Origin of the sequence: Salmonella sp. WC3 (genome assembly GCF_042932255.1) — a bacterium.
Lineage (GTDB): Bacteria > Pseudomonadota > Gammaproteobacteria > Enterobacterales > Enterobacteriaceae > Salmonella > Salmonella enterica.
In genome coordinates, this window is the sequence record NZ_CP170629.1 from 2515205 (window position 1) to 2532588 (window position 17384).

The 17384-nt window shown below is 51.5% G+C and carries 13 protein-coding genes and 3 pseudogenes; 8 read left to right on the forward strand and 8 right to left on the reverse strand.

The features are described from left to right. Positions 1-157 precede the first annotated feature (157 nt). On the forward strand, positions 158-673 hold the full coding sequence (gene mddA, locus ACFK9X_RS12140; RefSeq protein ID WP_000155370.1) for an L-methionine sulfoximine/L-methionine sulfone acetyltransferase: 516 nt from the start codon (positions 158-160) through the stop codon (positions 671-673). Beyond that, on the forward strand, positions 673-1122 hold the full coding sequence (locus ACFK9X_RS12145; RefSeq protein WP_001076565.1) for a DMT family transporter: 450 nt from the start codon (positions 673-675) through the stop codon (positions 1120-1122). The genes mddA and ACFK9X_RS12145 overlap by 1 nt, the downstream gene beginning before the upstream one ends. Before the next feature lie 4 nt (positions 1123-1126). Here ACFK9X_RS12145 and ACFK9X_RS12150 read toward each other — a convergent pair whose 3' ends face one another. After that, a complete protein-coding gene (locus ACFK9X_RS12150; protein ID WP_000018720.1) occupies positions 1127-1360 on the reverse strand; it encodes a YdcY family protein in 234 nt (77 codons plus the stop codon). Positions 1361-1583: 223 nt separating this feature from the next. Here ACFK9X_RS12150 and srfA point away from each other — a divergent pair, with 223 nt between their 5' ends. The 3 genes and pseudogenes from srfA (at position 1584) to srfC (ending at position 7996) form a co-directional block, all read left to right on the forward strand. After that, the gene (gene srfA / locus ACFK9X_RS12155; RefSeq protein WP_151116565.1) at positions 1584-2909 is read left to right on the forward strand and encodes a virulence-associated effector SrfA; all 1326 of its coding nucleotides are present in this window, start codon (positions 1584-1586) and stop codon (positions 2907-2909) included. A 4-nt stretch (positions 2910-2913) separates the two neighbouring features. Then, a pseudogene (locus ACFK9X_RS12160) lies at positions 2914-5855 on the forward strand (virulence factor SrfB). Next, positions 5852-7996, forward strand: a complete 2145-nt coding sequence (gene srfC, locus ACFK9X_RS12165; protein ID WP_151116567.1) for a virulence-associated effector SrfC — start codon at positions 5852-5854, stop codon at positions 7994-7996. The pseudogene ACFK9X_RS12160 and the gene srfC overlap by 4 nt, the downstream one beginning before the upstream one ends. Positions 7997-8040: 44 nt before the next feature. Here the strand turns inward: srfC and ACFK9X_RS12170 are convergent, their stop codons facing one another. Then, positions 8041-8214, reverse strand: coding sequence for a GhoT/OrtT family toxin (locus ACFK9X_RS12170; protein ID WP_000171943.1), 174 nt, complete (start codon positions 8212-8214; stop codon positions 8041-8043). Positions 8215-8412: 198 nt separating this feature from the next. On the opposite strand from ACFK9X_RS12170, the gene yncL reads away from it, so the two are divergent. Then, a complete protein-coding gene (gene yncL / locus ACFK9X_RS12175) occupies positions 8413-8508 on the forward strand; it encodes a stress response membrane protein YncL (protein WP_001103198.1) in 96 nt (31 codons plus the stop codon). Positions 8509-8612: 104 nt separating this feature from the next. Here yncL and patD read toward each other — a convergent pair whose 3' ends face one another. The 5 genes and pseudogenes from patD to ACFK9X_RS12200 all read right to left on the reverse strand — a co-directional run bounded on the left by patD (position 8613) and on the right by ACFK9X_RS12200 (position 13400). Beyond that, the gene (gene patD, locus ACFK9X_RS12180; RefSeq protein WP_151116569.1) at positions 8613-10058 is read right to left on the reverse strand and encodes an aminobutyraldehyde dehydrogenase; all 1446 of its coding nucleotides are present in this window, start codon (positions 10056-10058) and stop codon (positions 8613-8615) included. 114 nt (positions 10059-10172) lie between these two features. Next, positions 10173-11574, reverse strand: a pseudogene (gene ycdR, locus ACFK9X_RS12185) (GntR family transcriptional regulator YdcR). A 135-nt stretch (positions 11575-11709) separates the two neighbouring features. Then, complete coding sequence (locus ACFK9X_RS12190) at positions 11710-12480, reverse strand: M15 family metallopeptidase (protein WP_000237715.1); 771 nt, start codon at positions 12478-12480, stop codon at positions 11710-11712. A gap of 258 nt (positions 12481-12738) precedes the next feature. Further along, positions 12739-12969 carry a hypothetical protein gene (locus ACFK9X_RS12195; protein WP_001597849.1) on the reverse strand — a complete coding sequence of 77 codons (231 nt, stop codon included), beginning with the start codon at positions 12967-12969 and terminating at the stop codon, positions 12739-12741. Between the two features lie 32 nt (positions 12970-13001). After that, positions 13002-13400 carry a hypothetical protein gene (locus tag ACFK9X_RS12200; RefSeq protein WP_000747895.1) on the reverse strand — a complete coding sequence of 133 codons (399 nt, stop codon included), beginning with the start codon at positions 13398-13400 and terminating at the stop codon, positions 13002-13004. 536 nt (positions 13401-13936) lie between these two features. Between ACFK9X_RS12200 and sifB the strand changes: the two genes are divergently transcribed. Then, positions 13937-14887 (forward strand): SPI-2 type III secretion system effector SifB, encoded by a 951-nt coding sequence (sifB, locus tag ACFK9X_RS12205; RefSeq protein ID WP_151116572.1) that lies wholly within the window; start codon positions 13937-13939, stop codon positions 14885-14887. 273 nt (positions 14888-15160) lie between these two features. Further along, complete coding sequence (locus ACFK9X_RS12210) at positions 15161-15391, forward strand: DUF2554 family protein (protein WP_000956438.1); 231 nt, start codon at positions 15161-15163, stop codon at positions 15389-15391. On the opposite strand, the pseudogene ACFK9X_RS12215 reads toward ACFK9X_RS12210, so the two are convergent. Then, a pseudogene (locus tag ACFK9X_RS12215) lies at positions 15392-17345 on the reverse strand (U32 family peptidase). Positions 17346-17384: the final 39 nt, after the last annotated feature.

Here is a 17384-nt window from a genome sequence, read left to right on the forward strand (position 1 = left end):
CTGAGGGAGTTAAACACTCTCAGATATCAGGCTGTGCGCTTTTATGAACGACTTTCTTTCCCCTCTCGCTAAATATGAATTCTTGCGCTAATTCGTTGATTTATGCCGCCTTCAATAGTATTTCTAACACTATCGTAAACATTCCCTGGGGTTCCCTATGACGATTCGCTTTGCCGATAAAGCAGACTGCGCCGCGATTACCGAAATCTATAACCATGCGGTATTACATACTGCGGCCATCTGGAACGATCGGACGGTCGATACGGATAATCGCCTTGCCTGGTATGAGGCCCGTCAATTACTGGGCTATCCGGTGCTGGTAAGCGAAGAAAATGGCGTGGTGGCTGGCTATGCATCATTTGGCGACTGGCGCAGTTTCGACGGTTTTCGCTATACCGTCGAGCACTCGGTTTATGTTCATCCGGCGCACCAGGGGAAAGGACTGGGGCGAAAACTGCTCAGCAGACTGATCGACGAAGCCCGACGCTGCGGCAAGCATGTGATGGTGGCCGGTATTGAGTCACAGAATGCCGCCTCGATACGCCTACATCATTCGCTGGGATTTACCGTCACCGCGCAAATGCCGCAGGTCGGCGTAAAATTTGGCCGTTGGTTAGATCTTACGTTTATGCAGCTCCAGCTTGATGAACACGCCGCGCCGGACGCCTGCTGATGAACCAGTCGCTGACGCTTATTTTTTTGATCGCCGCCGGCGTCGGACTGGTGGTACAAAACAGTATTATGGTGCGCATTACGCAGACATCATCGACGATTCTGATCGCTATGCTGTTGAACTCGCTGGTAGGGATCGTTTTATTTGTGACGATATTGTGGTTTAAGCAAGGCGCTGCGGGTTTCGGCGAGCTGGTCGCCAGCGTTCGCTGGTGGACATTGATCCCCGGTCTGCTGGGGTCATTTTTTGTATTTGCCAGCATTAGCGGGTATCAGAACGTTGGCGCCGCGACGACTATCGCGGTACTGGTCGCCAGCCAGTTAATCGGCGGACTGGCGCTGGATATCGCGCGTAGCCACGGCGTCACGTTACGCGCAATGGTCGGGCCGGCGTTTGGCGCGCTGTTGCTGGTCATTGGCGCATGGCTGATTGCGAAGCGCCAGTTTTAATGGGTTACAGGATCGTGCCGCCTTTGGTGAGCTGCTCGCGGCGCGCGTCCCGATCTTCTTGATATTGTCTGCCGTGATGCGCGATAGCCGTGCGCAAACGCTGCTGCTGCACATAACGATCTTCACGACGTAATTCAGCGTCATCGCTCAAGGCAATCAGCAATTCATTCATATGGGCAATTACGCTCTCCGCGATGGCGGCATCCACGCGGGCGCTCACTTCCTCCAGGTGCGACATAAGCTCTCCTACTCTTTATTCTGTAATAGCATGATTCGCCTATTATACGCGTTATTGTCGCCCGATGCGGTCATTCGCCGCCGCCATCCTGATTTAACTTACGTCAAGTGAAAACACGGGGCTTAATAGACCGAGAATTCGCGCCTTTTTGCCTTTCTTCCGCCGTTTGCTTGCGTATAGACCCCGTAAAGTAGACGCGTGAAGAAGTCTAAGGGATAACAACGTGGCAAAATCTCTCTTGCGCAGCGGCAATCTGGATGATTATCAGGCCGTGGGCGGCGGCGGTCAGGCCGTATTTGAATCAGCATTGCAAATTCGCGAAACGCTTCGTCTGCGTAAACAGCAGGCGATGGTTGACTGTCTGGCGATTCCGCAACTTAACGATAATGGCGATCGGGTTGACTGGTATTCGCCGATTGAAGGTCAGGCGATAGCGTGGAAAGCGGCTGACGAAGAGACACGTTCTCGGGCTTTACGTTATTTAGCCAGCACTTTTGAAAGCGCGGCTGCACTCAGTCGCAAAAGTCTGCAATCCGGTAAAACAGCGCTCCAGCTATTTGGGTCGCTACTTGAGAAAGCGACGCAATTTCCCGGCGAAAATCATGTTTTCCTGGTTAACGGCAAACCGGTTATCACCTTCTGGGGATTCGTTAATCTCAACGAAAATACACGCGATGATATGCTGGACTGCCTGCGGGTAACCGAGGCGATCCCCAACATCCCTCTGGTCGAGCCGGAGCCGGAGCCCGAAGAAAAGCCGCTGGTAGAGGCGGCATTTAGTCAGGCGGATGAACCTTTGTTAACGTCTGTCATTGAGCCGCCGAAAATGCCGGAGGAACCTGTTGCGCCGCCCGTTATCATTAGCGAGCCGAAGCCGGCCACACCCATCCCGGTTGCTGAGGCGAAAAGAGCTCGCCGTCTACCGCTGTGGAGCTTACCTGTCGCTGCCGTGGTTATCGCCGCCGTCGCCACGCCTTTTTTCTGGCCATCTTCATCCGTTGACGGGTCCTCTCCTGTTCGCGCCGCGCCTGTCGCTACCGCGAAAACTGACGTTACCCCATTGCCTGAACTCACCGCGCATTTGCCGCTGCATCGCGCTGAGGTGACGCCCGCCCCCAAAGCGGCGCCGCTGCCGGAAGCGCCTGTTATCATTGCCGCTATTCCCAAAGACGCGCTGGTGATGGACAGTACGCAGATGAAGCTTGGAACCACGCGCTTTTTAAACGGTAGCTGGCGGGTCAGCGTGGATGTCAAAGATCCGATTACCGGCAAGCCGCCCTCTCTGCGTTATCAGATCCAAAATAACAAAGGTATCGCGCGCGTAGTACATGGCGATAACGTGGTTTGTCGGGCGGAAATTTTCTCTGGTCTGCATCAAACGGGCGAGCTGATGATTAAAAGTCGCGGCAATGCGCGCTGCACCGACGGTTCACGTTATCCGATGCCGGAAATTACCTGTAAAGCAGGCGTCAATGACGTCGCAACCTGTACCGCCCGTTATGGCGACCACGCGGCAATTCCGTTGACGTTTAAAAAGATAGGTGCCTGATTTTATGTTGGTCAATCTGTGTGATTACAAACAGAGCGTCACGCTCATTGCAAACAGCGGCGTCCAGTTTCTTGATTTTGGCTTAACGCCGCAAGAGTCGGCCCACTACGGACGTTTTGTGCGCAAAACGGCAAACGGCCCGCTACTGCGCCTCGATTTTGATCTGACCAGCGGGCGCTACACGTTGCCAGGACGTGCTGGCAGCCAACCCGAAGTCGTGAAACCGGAAAGCACTCAGACGCTGCACTATTCTCTGGATGTACTCGACGGAATCTGGCTCCCCCTGCCGTTCCTGCGTTTTAATCCGCCGCGTACCTTTATTGACGGGCCGGATAGCGCCGGAAACACACACCGCATCACCCTCGCCTTCGACAGTCAGCTGGCAAAAAATATGCCTGCGGCGTTGGCGCCTTGCGAAAACGATCTGCTCAATGGCACACGTTTTGCGCTCGCCTGGCGCGATGAAGAAGTTGCCGATTTTCTTGACCAGACATGGATTGACGGCTGGCTGCGCGAGTCGTTTCTTCAGTATGCCTCACAGGTGGAAAACCGTCCGGAACAGGCCATACAACAAGCGCTGCGTAGCTTTGAGTATCAGGCGCACTGGTTGAATTTACTGACGCTGTTAGGCGAACAGCTTACGGTGCCGGAGGTAAAGTTTGTGACACATACGTTAAGCACGCCCGCAATCCCGGTCGATCTGATTCTGGATGTCGGCAATACGCATACCTGCGGCGTCTTGATCGAGGATCATGGCGATGCGAATGACGGGTTACGCCAGACGGCAGAGCTTCAGGTGCGTTCTTTAAGCGAGCCGCAGTATCTGAACGATCCTTTATTTACCAGCCGGGTGGAATTCTCAGAAGCGCGCTTTGGCAAGCAACACTTTTCTGTCGAAAGCGGACGAGACGACGCCTTTGTCTGGCCTTCCATTGTGCGTGTGGGCGACGAGGCTCGCGCCCTTGCTATGCAGCGTATGGGCACCGAAGGCAGCAGCGGTATCTCCAGCCCGCGCCGCTACCTGTGGGATGAAACCCCCGCCTTGCAAGACTGGCGTTTTAGCCAGATCCACGGTAAAACGCAGCGCGAACCGCTTGCCACCGCGTTTCCGCTGATGAATCTGATGAACGATGACGGACAGCCGTTATTCCGCCTGCCGCATGAAGAAAGGCTACCGGTTTTTTCGCCGCAATACAGCCGTAGCACCTTGATGACGCATATGTTGTGCGAAATTCTGTCTCAGGCGCTGGGGCAAATTAACAGCGTCGCCACCCGGCTGCGGCTCGGCTTTCCCGCCTCGCCGCGCCAGCTACGCACCCTGATTTTAACGCTGCCTTCCGCCATGCCGAAACAGGAGCGAGAAATTTTCCGCCAGCGAATGTTTGAAGCACTGGCGCTGGTCTGGAAAGCCATGGGCTGGCATCCGCGCAGGATGAGGATTTCACCACGCCTAAGCAGCGTGAAAAAAGCGTGGTTCCGGTACCAGAAATACAGATGGAATGGGACGAAGCAAGTTGCGGCCAACTGGTATGGCTTTATAACGAAGCCATTTCGCATTACGCCGGGCGTACCGAATCCTTTTTTAATGCGCTCGCCAGACCGGATCGCCAACCTGAACCCGGCGTCGTCCCCGGGCGCGCGTTGCGCGTGGCATCGATTGATATCGGCGGCGGCACGACGGATATGGCGATCGTTCACTATCAGTTAGATGACGGCGTGGGGGCCAATGTAAAAATTACGCCTCATCTCCTGTTTCGCGAAGGTTTTAAAGTCGCCGGGGACGATCTGCTATTAGATATCATTCAGCGTTGCGTACTCCCTTCCCTGCAAACGGCGTTGCAACGGGCAGGCGTTACGGATGCCGCCGCCCTGCTGGCGACCTTATTTGGCGATTCGGGACGAATTGATACTCAGGCCATTTTGCGCCAGCAAACGGCGCTGCAATTATTTATGCCGCTGGGCCATGCGGTACTTTCCGCCTGGGAGCAAAGCGACATTAACGATCCGTTTGCTGGTTTACATGCAACATTTGGCGATCTGCTGATCCGCCGCCCAACAAGCAACGTGATGAACTATATCCAGCAGGCGATCGATCATGCCTTACCGTCTGGTTCGCCGACATTTGATATATTCAATGTGCCGTTGCAAATCCAGTTTAGCCAGCTTCAGGAGGCTCTGCTGGCCGGCCAGTTTACGCTGACAACGCCGCTTCATGCGGTCTGCGAAGCGATATCCCACTATCACTGCGATATCTTGCTGGTGACGGGGAGACCGACCTGCTTACCCGGCGTACAGGCGCTCATCCGGCACTTACAACCGGTGCCGGTTAATCGCATTGTGTGGATGGATAAGTATCAGGTACATGAATGGTATCCCTTCAGTCAACAAGGGCGTATCGGTAATCCAAAATCCACTGCCGCGGTGGGCGCGATGTTATGCAGCCTGGCGCTGGACTTACGTCTACCGCGTTTCAATTTTAAAGCGGCTGATATCGGCGCGTATTCGACTGTGCGTTATCTTGGCGTACTGGATAATACCGTTAATACCCTTCGCGATGAAAACATCTGGTATCACGAGATCGATTTGGATAAACCCGGCGCGACGCTGGACGCTCGCCTGCATTTTCCGCTACGCGGCAACGTGACGTTGGGCTTTCGTCAACTGGCGAATAGTCGCTGGCCGGCAACCCCACTCTATTGCCTGAGCATTAATTCCGCCGAACTGGCGAAAACCATCGCTGGCGACGGCGTACTGAATGTGCGACTGAAATTACGCGGCAGTAGCAAAGATAGCGCCCCGGAATCGTTCATATTAAGTGATGCCTGGCTCCAGGACGGGACGCCGGTCGCCGCCGATGCGCTGACATTAAAATTGAATACGCTGGCTGACCGCCGCCACAGCGGCAGCCACTACTGGATAGATAGCGGGAGTGTATACCTGAAATGACAAAACCGTTAAACGCCACCCAGGCTGTTATCGAGTGGGTTAACAACACGCGCCGTTACGCAACGCGACTGGATGACGAAGCCGACGCTCTGCTGGCGCAACTTACGCTTGCCGCGGCGGATGAGTCAGCGCTCAACGCCGCCTGCGCGTCACATGGCTGCGTTGGTCTGTACGGGTATGCGCAATCCGCAAAAGCGCATCTGTTAACGACGCTATGCGGTAACGAGAATGGCAAGCTGGAAATTATCACGCCGGACCGTGACTATGATTATTTCAGCCACATCAATCCGGGTCATGCGCCAGCGAATATGGCTATTCGCTTTACGCGCGACATTTTTTCAAACGAGAGCGGCTGGCCGTTGCGCCTGCGCTTGATCAGTGAAGCTGAACTGGTGCAGATCTTTATTGCCTGGACCAGCTCGTCCCCCGTTTGTCGCCAGGTCGAAAAATCCATTATCACATCACGCCTAGAGAAATGGCAATCGCTTCGCCAACCGCAGCCCGTCCCCGGCGTTACTGCTGAAGAGGTAGCGACCATCGCGAGTTTCTGGCGCTCTTGCCTGCCGTCCGCCAGACAACATATTGATGATGCGACATGGCAACACTTTGCCTCGCTCTTGCCTGCGCTGGATCTCACGACACGGGCGCACGCCTGGGCATTACTGTGGGGAGAGCAGCCGGAGATCACCCAGCAATGGCTGGCGCTGGCGCATATGTTGCAACAAACCGGCCATGCCGGGGAACTGGCGGCGCCGCTCAGCCTGCTGGTCGATCATTTTGGCTTACCGGCGGAAAACTTCCTGACGCAAATGGCGCTAACCGCCAACGATACGCAAAGCGATGTGGTGGTGCATCCGGTTAAGGAAGGCCGACTGCTCAATGCGGTCAGCCTTTCGCTTGATTCTCTGGCGCTGCTTACCCGCGAACTGGTGCTAACCGTTGAAAACAGCGTACTGGATAACGTTGATTTACTGGATATTCCGGTCGCGCCAGACAGTCATCCTCATCCGTTATGGCGGGCGAAATTAGGCTGGATGCTGGCCCATTACCGTCAGCAGGTACAGCCCGATGTTCTGGTGATTTGCAATGCTCTGGCATCTCGCTCGCAAACGTCCACCGCCGCCCGTCACTTACTGGAGTGGGTTAACGCCACGCAACCGCAGCATGAATCAGCGTTACCCGGCGTCGTCTGGGCTATTACTCCACAGGATGCCCGTTTTGCCACCCAGCAAAATCTGGATGAAGCCGTCCAGCAGTTGATGGGTAAACCTGGCGTGCATTGGGGAACGTTGCAGGCGCTGGATAAACACAGTATGCAGCGTTTGGTGGAGTGGTTATCGCAGGCGACATCGGCACCACAGCGACAGGCGCGCTTACAGGCGTTACGCGCACAACTGCGAGGCCGCGTGCGCGATCTGTTACCGATGTTTGATGACGCGCGGCTACCGGTTGAAACCGTGATCCGGCGTCTTCAGGCCCAGGCCGCCAGACATGGAGACCTGCTGGCCGGGCTGTTACCGCCGGTACAGAACTTCGAAGCGTTGCTGCGCACCCGACAGTCGCGAGAAGAACAGGTCAGCGGTTTATTTAATGACGCGATCGATCTCTTTGCCGACGAACCAACGCGCGCTTCAGCGTCAGAAGGTCATGAAACAGGCTACCAGGCGCACAAAATGTGGATCAATCATCTGCGCCAGTGGGCCCATTGCCGGGATAATGCGCAGCGTCTGGGACTGGAACCGCAGATGCTCAACGCCGTGGCGGAGATTTTAATTACCGCCAGCTATCGCCTCGGTTTACCTCAGCAGTTACAGAAAACCATGCAGCGCGAGGAGGTGAGCGGCGCGCAGCTTCATGCCATCATTGGTAACTTCATCGCCTGGCTCGGCTACGCCAATATCGAGGAGGCCCAACGCCCGGCCAGCCGCGTTCAGAAAGGCGCAACCATTTTCGCCGCAACACCGCGTTCGACAATGTTGCGTCTAACAAAGCTTGACGAACAGCCCGTTCACGCCGCCAGCCGCTATGTCTATGACTGGCTTGTTGCGCTGTATACCCTGGCCAATGAGAACGCAGGATATCGGCATCCGCAGGACGTTACCGACGTAGACAGAGCGCAATTAATTGCCCTGATAGCCTGACCTAGCGGAAAAACCATGCCCGGTAACCTGTATCGGGCTTGAGGTCAGAAAAGCGAAAACAGCAATGCGACGGGGAAACTTATCGGCCATGTCGCGCCAACCAAAAAGGCGCTCAGGAAACGAATTCGTTTTTTGTCATGAGTCAAAAACCAGGTGATCAGGGATGATATCACCGCCATGACGGCGTAAAAAATTAATATCTTTTGAAAGAGGGTCATATCAGGCATCCGCGCCAACCAGAGGAAAAAACGCGCGCAATATGCTCTTTTTATTTGACGCACATCAAGGTTTATCAGCCTTAACAGCAAAACGTTCTCAATGCACGGCTCCGCTCACAGAATATCCTGTTTACGTATTATTGCGGATCTCGCCAACCCGTACTATACCCATAGGGGTTATGATGAAAGGTGGCGAAAATGAATGTTTCCAGTAAAACCGTCGTGCTGATTAATGTCTTTGCTGCTGCAGGACTTTTGGGTCTGATCTCGTTGAGATTCGGCTGGTTTGCTTGAGGTGTTCAACCTTTGAGTACTTGCTGCGCATGTTGGCGGGGAGGTCCCCCTCTCCGCCAACACCCGCCTATTTTTTCATGATTTTTCTGAACAGTAAATGATCCTTAATGCTTAACCATGATGTGACGGACAAGGGTGTAGTCTTCCAGACCATACAATGACATATCTTTGCCGTATCCGGACTGTTTTTGCCCTCCATGCGGCATCTCGCTAACCAACATGAAATGGGTATTAATCCAGGTACAGCCATACTGCAATCTGGCGCTAAGCCGGTGCGCCCGCCCAACGTCCTGAGTCCAGACGGAGGATGCCAGACCATAGCGAGAATCGTTGGCCCACCTCAGAACCTGATCTTCATCATCAAAGACGGTTATACTGACCACCGGGCCGAAGACCTCGCGTTGCACGATGGCATCTTCCTGTCTGGCGTCTGCCAGCAACGTCGGAGCGAAATAGTAACCTTTACCTTCCGTTTGACTTCCGCCAGTAATCACACGGATATGGCTGAGGGCCTTCGCCTCCTCTACAGCCGCTGTGACGCGCTTCAGGTGCGCCAGCGAACTTAACGGCCCCAGCTCTGTCGACTCATCCTCCGGCGCGCCCATTTTCAGGCTGCTCACCGCGTTCCCTAGCTTTTCGACCAGCGCATCATAGATACCGCGCTGCGCGTATATACGACACGCCGCAGTACAATCCTGTCCGGCATTATAGAAACCAAAAGTCCGGACGCCCTGCGCCACCGCATCCAGATCGGCGTCATCAAAAACAATCACCGGGGCTTTACCACCGAGTTCCATATGCGTACGTTTTATCGCTGGCGCAGTATGGCGCAGAATATGCTCCCCGGTCGCGATAGAACCGGTTAAAGAGACCATGCGTACTTTTTCATGGCCGGTCAATACATCGCCAACAGTTTGCCCTCGTCCGAACAGGACATTGAGCACCCCAGGCGGAAAGATATCCTTCGCCAGCGCGGCAAGTTTAAGCGCCGTCAGCGGCGTGATTTCAGAAGGCTTAATCACCACACAGTTACCTGCCGCCAGCGCAGGCGCCAGCTTCCAGGCCGCCATCATGAGCGGATAATTCCACGGCGCGATAGAGGCAACCACGCCAATCGGGTCCCGGCGGATCATCGACGTATGCCCTTCCAGATATTCACCCGCCGCCAGTCCACTCAAACAACGGGCCGCGCCGGCAAAAAAGCGAAAGACATCCACGATTGCCGGAATTTCATCATTAATTACGCAGTGCAAAGGCTTACCGCAGTTTTGCGATTCAAGCCGGGCGAACTCAAGGGCGTTTTGCTCGATGCTGTCCGCCAGTTTTAACAGACATTCCGCCCGTGCTTTGGGTGTGGTCTGCCCCCATTCGGCAAACGCGTTATCGGCGGCCTGCACTGCGGCGTCAATCTGCGCGGGCGACGCTTCCGCAATCTCAAGTATGACCTCGCCTGTCGCCGGGTTATAAACAGACTGCCTTTCTCCTTCGCCGTCCACCAGCACGCCATTAATCAGTAATTGATATTGCATAGCATTTTCCCATATCGTCATTAATCGATTTCCGGCGAACGGGCCGCCGCTTTCCTAAAAATAGACGGCGCGCCAGATGCTCACCCGGCACACTCGGGAAATTTAGTCAGGTTGTGAGCTGACACGCATTCCACCTCACACAAGGCTTTTAGCGCTCTGCATCTCGCGAATCAGGCTTCCAAGCTGTTTTACGGCCTGTTCTTCCCGTTCTCCCCAATGCCATGCGGTGTTAAAACGAAAGAAACGCGTCCAGGCGCCGGACGTTGAAAACATTTTCCCCGGCGCGATACTGATAAGGTGTTCAAGCGCTTTGGCGCTAAGTTCACCGGCATCAAGCTGCTCAGGTAGCTCCAGCCAAAGAAAATAACCGCTATCGTTATGGTGAATTTTTACTTCCGCCGGGAGATGGCGCAAAAGGGTTTGCCAGGCTTGCTGTTTACGTTCGGCAAGCTGCCTTCGCAATCGGCGCAGATGCGCGTCATATCGACGTGTCGAGAGATAATCCACTAACGCCAATTGCATGGGGGAACTGGTAGATAATGTGCTCATTAACTGCAAACGCTGAGTTTGTCTGGCATGACTTCCTCCCGCAACCCAGCCAATGCGAAAACCGGGAACCAGACATTTGGAAAAAGACGAACAATGCAACACGGTATCGTCGCGATCCCATGCTTTGGCAGGCAGAGGTTTCTCGCGGCCAAAGTAGAGTTCGCTATAAACATCGTCTTCAATTAGCGTCACGTTATGGTGCGTGAGTAACGCGACCAGCCGCGCTTTTTTCTCAGCACTCAGCGTGAACCCTAATGGATTCTGACTGTTGGTCATTAACCAGCACGCTTTCACCGGATATTCCTGTAACGCCTGTTCCAGCGCCATAAGATCGATACCTTCTTTAACATCGGTAGGTATCGACAACGCTTTCAGGCGCAATCGCTCCAGGGCCTGTAGCGCACCGTAGAAACAGGGGTTCTCCACCACCACCCAGTCTCCCGGCGCCGTCACCGCCTGTAAACTAAGATTCAACGCTTCCAGCGCGCCGGCGGTAATGACAATCTCGTCAGGAGAAACGGTAATCCCCTGCTGCGCGTAACGGCGTGCTATCGCATAGCGCAATTCTGCATTACCTGGCGGCAAGTTTTCGATGACGCTCATTGCCGTCGCGGTTTTACTGACCTGCGCCAGCGAGCGGTTCAATTGCGGCAAGGGAAACAGACGCGGATCGGGAAACGCTGAAGCAAAAGGCACCACTGAGGTATCACGGCTCGCCTGCAGCATCTCAAAAATATAGGTATTGATATCTACGGCTTCATCCCGAATAACGTGCGCTGCCGTCGCGACTGACCGACAAACCGGATTGCGGACGAGCGATAATCCGTCCCTGACTTTCCAGCAACTGGTACGCATGACCGACAGTCATAAAACTCATGCCGCTACTGGCGACCTGCTCCCTCAGCGAGGGTAATCGATCGCCGGGTTGCCAAACGCCAGAGGCGATTTGTTCTCTAATTTGCTCCGCCAGACGTTGATATTTTTTCATTATTCGATCTCATTGAGCGCTGCTTGCAGGTGGCAACCGCAGTGTATATCAGTTGTTAAAATTAACAATGATTTGCTAACTGTTATGGTGCTTTCCAACAGGCGTAATGATTAGATTTCGCAACAAAACGCCGTTTCAGGGTCTCTGCTTAACGGGAAAGTCAAACCAAGTGTTCGGGTATGGTTCATGAGTAAGAGAGAAGTGCCACCATTCAGTATCCAGTGGCGTAAAACCCGCATCACGCATCAATGTTTGTAATAACAACCTATTTGCGCGTTGCTGAGCGGTAAGTATGACATTATCGGGATGGGATAACGGACTAAAACAGTCAAAGCCGGTACCAAAATCCAGACTATTATCTGGCGAGCGTTGCGCCGCGGACGCAGTACAATTCACCAGTGGTCGTCCGGGATCGTATATTGGTATTTTACTGTCAAGTGGAACAATCGTTAGATCAAGCGTACTTCCCCGACTGTGGCCGGATCTGGCGGCAAGATAACCTTCCTCAAACAGACGATTTTTCTCTACCTGCGGATAAAATTCGTTTTTCATTTGGTTTTGAGAAGGATCTTTGGCCCACGCGATAAAGTCGTTCACTGCGCTTTGCGGACGGTAGCAATCATATATTTTTAAGGTAAGTCCGAAGGGGCGTAAACGATCGGCGACCTGCTTCACTGCGTTCGCGGCTGGTCGTGTTAACAGGCAAACAGGCGCGTTATAGCCTTTAATGGGGCGACCAATAAAGTTATGGGAACTGAAGTATCGCATGTCTACCTGTACGTCGGGGGCGACCGTAGTAATATCGACAAAGTCTTTTGGCTGGTGGAGATCAATATGGTTTTCAGCTGACATTGCCTGAACGGACAACAGGCTGAACAGGAGGAAAGAAGATACGCATTTTACCATATGTTACACCTCGCGAGAGTCACAGGGGTGATTATGTATTTGAGCAGGTAAAGATTAGCGGACACCGCTTAAACAGATGGTTAAAATAAACATCATTCCCCCTGTAATCTGTGCCTTATCACAAACGGAGAGTTTATATTTTGCTTATACGACCACTGCGCCTCCTGTTCTATACCCAAAATAATTCGAGTTGCGTAAAGGCGGCAAGGGAGTGAGTCTCAGGAGCACAGATAACGATGTGTTTTCACAAAGGCGAGTCTACCTGACCAGAAAGGTCATTTGATAATCAGTAGTACAGTTGTTGTCGCCTTCCATAACTAAATAACATTGTTTCGCCAAAGATAAGACCACTATATAGTCAGGAAGGCAATTAGTGAGGAACACGTCGATTGTCGGCGATAATGCACTGAAATTACGATTCACTGCAGTTGTGCAAACACATAGAATCCCCCTCGAACCGAGATAATTCGGTCTGCTGGTCATAGCCATTATTCAGTAAGACCGCAGGTTGCAGCGGCGGATCACGGGCGTGAAGAAAAATCCTGTGCCCCAAATTTTTTGGACAAGCGCTGAACCTGCCGTATACTTTTACTTAACGTACACTCCGCCATAAAAATAAACCCTGCGATGATACCGTAATGCCATAGGCATAACTTAAGGATATGCCATAAATCAAGCGAAGCATGATTTAACTTCTCAGTAATTGCGATAGTCTGTACAAATATTATGGGATGAAATAATAAGATGCCTAACAAAAATATCCCTGCCACGATCATGGCAAGTAACTGAAAAAAAGCCCATCCGATAACGAAACGGTAAAGTAACAGCAATAATAGCCGTCCACATTTCCTTAGCCATTCTGACTGCAAAATGCCCCAGGATGCTGTCTTTTCGTGAATTTCACCATCTGATTTCTTCATTTTGAGCCTCCTCGCAGGTTTTTATAATTTTATCGCCCAACTGGAAATAAAGCTGTCAGCTAATCGTTACAACAAATATAATTAAGACAAAAACTAAAGAGTAAGGTATTTATATCATAAGCACTATCAGTATTGGCCTTCTGCCCTACCGCTAAACATCTCATTGTTGTTAGCCTAATAATACTTTTAGTTTAACTTCTTATAAGACAATTTCTACACGGTTGAGCAACTATTTACTTTCTCTAAAAATAATATAGTGCGTAATTAATCATTACTCATAGTACATGATGATGTGAGAATTAAGAAAACCGTTTTACTTTCATTCGTTTTATCTGACATATTTCATGGCCAGGAGGCGTGGGCATGACTAAAGCTACGGGTCGATTTGAACAATTGAACAATAATGTTGACGGTTCAGGACAAAGCAAAAATCAGGTGTTTCACCGATAGGAAAACCGATGGGCAACATGGGATAATATTTCGAATACCACCTATTCCAGTAATGAAGTATCATATAATCACTTGTGGTCTACATTATGCCAATTACTATCGGGAGAGGATTTTTAAAGAGTGAGATGTTTTCTCAAAGTGCCATCTCTCAACGCTCCTTCTTTACGTTACTATGGGAAAAGATTAAAGATTTTTTCTGTAGCACGCGAAGATCCGCTGCCGATCAATATATAAAGGAATTATGTGATGTTGCCTCTCCGCCTGACGCGCAACGTTTATTTGATTTATTTTGTGCGTTATATGAATTATCATCACCGTCATGCAGAGGAAATTTCCATTTTCAGCACTATAAAGATGCTGAGTGTCAGTATACAAATCTCTGTATTAAAGATGGCGAAGATATTCCGTTATGCATTATGATACGTCAGGATCACTACTATTATGAGATAATAAATAGAACAGTGCTCTGTGTTGATACTCAGTCTGCCTACCTGAAAAGATATTCTGATATTAATATAAAAGCTAGCACTTATGTTTGTGAACCGCTATGTTGCTTGTTCCCTGAGCGGTTACAACTCTCGCTATCCGGCGGTATAACATTTCCCGTTGACCTAAAAAATATAGAAGAGACGCTTATCGCCATGGCAGAAAAGGGTAATTTATGTGACTGGAAGGAACAGGAAAGAAAAGCCGCCATCTCCTCCAGGATTAATCTGGGCATCGCCCAGGCAGGTGTAACAGCTATTGACGACGCTATCAAAAACAAAATAGCCGCAAAGGTTATTGAGAATACTAACTTAAAGAATGCAGCGTTTGAACCAAATTATGCACAAAGCTCAGTTACTCAAATTGTTTATTCATGTTTGTTTAAGAATGAGATACTAATGAATATGCTGGAAGAAAGTTCCTCTCATGGCCTGCTATGTTTAAACGAGCTTACTGAATATGTAGCGCTACAAGTTCATAACAGCCTTTTTTCTGAAGATTTATCTTCACTCGTTGAAACAACAAAAAATGAGGCTCATCACCAGAGTTGATCACACCATAAATAGTATGGATTTACAATCCCCTGGCAATACCAAAACCATCTAATACAATAACTTTAAATATATACTCCCAGGGAATAATGGATTTACTATGGAACGAATTGGCTCGTTATTTTTATAATTGACATACTGAGTATAAGTATATTTTCTCATACAACTTATCGCACTTATTGACAAACCGTTTTCGCTAATTTGAAGTGTGGAATAATAACTCAAAGAAATTATTGGCATCATAGCCTCACGACGTAACTGGAAGGTGGCATGATGCTTACAAAAACGTTATCAGTAGTTTTACTGACCTGTGCGCTGTTTTCAGGCCAGTTACTGGCGAAACAGCAAGACCACGCGTTCGTATGGTTTGCGACGGGAGGGCACCAGCTTAGACACGAAGCCGACAGCGATGAATTACGGGCGGCAGCGGAAGAATCCGCGGAAGGCTTGCGCGAGCACCACAACTGGCAGAAATCGCGCAAACCAGAGAGCTATTTTCGTTAATTAAACGCCCCTGCGCTTCGGCAGCGTTTTCATCAGCGCTTCAGGGCTCACTGAAGCGACAACGCTGCCGGGCTGGGGCATTTTTAAGATGTGGTTTTTAATTTTGCCAATGACATGCATTTCGCAAGGGCGGCAGTCGAATTTTAGCGTCAGTACCTCATCGCCATGCACCAACTGCATCGGCGTGGCTTTCCAGCTCTTAATATTTCCTTTCGCCTGCTTTGGACAAAGGTTGAACGCAAAACGCAGGCAGTGTTTGGTGATCATGACCGGTACCTCGCCCTTCTCCTGATGCGCCTCATAGGCCGCATCAATCAATTGTACGCCGTAACGGTGATAAAATTCCCGCGCTTTGTGGTTGTAGACATTAGCGAGAAAGCTGAGATGCGTTTGCGGGTAGACCGGCGCAGGCTGCGCCACGGGTTTCCGACGACCTCGTTGATAATGGGCCAGCCGCGCCGCGTCAAGCATATCAATCGCCTCCCGACGGAACTGATTGAGCAGGCTATTTGGCACGAACAACGCCGCCGGTAATGTCACCTGCATATCACGCGCGTAGTAAGGCGTCTGTCCCAGCTTCGCCAGTCCGGCTTTTAGGTTATTCAACGCTTTTTCAGAGTTGTTGGCTTCCTCAAATACCCCGTCAAGCGTATGCGTGATGCAGACACCGTCTTCACTGGTCAGCGTCAGAATAAGCTGCTCCTGCCAGCCGCCCAGCATGATATCAACCGCCACACGGCGCTCACTGGAGGTTTTTGTCAGCGCTTGCTGCCAGTTATGATCCAGATTACGATTCAACGGATGATGCGGACGGACTTTATGCAGGTCGGCAGGCATATCATTTGGCCAAACGCGGTAGCGGTTATGACCGGTTTTCTCCACCGTATTGGCGCGAAAACCTACCACTTCACGCTTAATCAACACGTTCAGACCATCGCCATTCGCCAACGGCTCCGTAGCTTCTACGTCGAGATAATCCTTCGCCACATTCAGCACCTCACCTACCGGCAAGCCAATAAATTTTGGTGAATCAAATGCGCCAATATCACCTTTACGCGCGTTAACAAAATAGTCGGTGCTGCCGCGATGGAAAGTTTTCTCCGTGGAGGGAACAAAAAAGTGTTCGGTCCGACCAACCGACGCACGCGCCAGATCGCCACGTTGCTAGATAATCGCGTCCAGCATCTGACGATAATGCGCGGTGATGTTTTTGACATAGCTCATGTCTTTATAGCGCCCTTCAATCTTGAAGGAACGTACGCCTGCATCGATCAACGCGCCGAGGTTAGCCGTTTGGTCGTTATCTTTCATCGATAGCAAATGTTTTTCGTAAGAGACCACCCGCCCCTGATCGTCTTTTAACGTATACGGTAAGCGACAGGCTTGCGAACAGTCGCCCCGATTGGCGCTGCGCCCGGTTTGCGCATGAGAGATATAACACTGCCCAGAATAAGCGACACACAGCGCGCCATGAATGAAGAACTCAATCGTGGCGTCAGTAGCCTGATGAATAGCCGCTATCTGACTCAAATTAAGCTCGCGCGCCAGTACAATCTGTGAAAAACCGACATCGGCAAGAAACTTCGCTTTTTCCACGCTGCGAATATCACACTGTGTACTGGCGTGAAGCTCAATCGGCGGGATATCCAGTTCCAGAATGCCCATATCCTGCACAATCAGCGCATCCACCCCGGTGTTGTACAAATCGGTGATTAACCGCTGCGCGGGCTCCAGCTCATCATCATGCAGAATAGTATTCAGCGTGACAAAAATCCTGGCGCCGTAACGGTGAGCAAACGGAACCATCGCGCAGACTGTTACTGGCGTTATGACGTGCGCCAAAACCGGGTCCGCCGATGTAGACGGCATCTGCGCCATGCAAAATCGCTTCGCGAGCAATTGCGGCGTCACGGGCCGGACTTAACAATTCGAGATAGTGAGGTTGCTGGCGCATACAGTCGTTCTTATCCAATAGAAGCGAAATGGCGGCTAT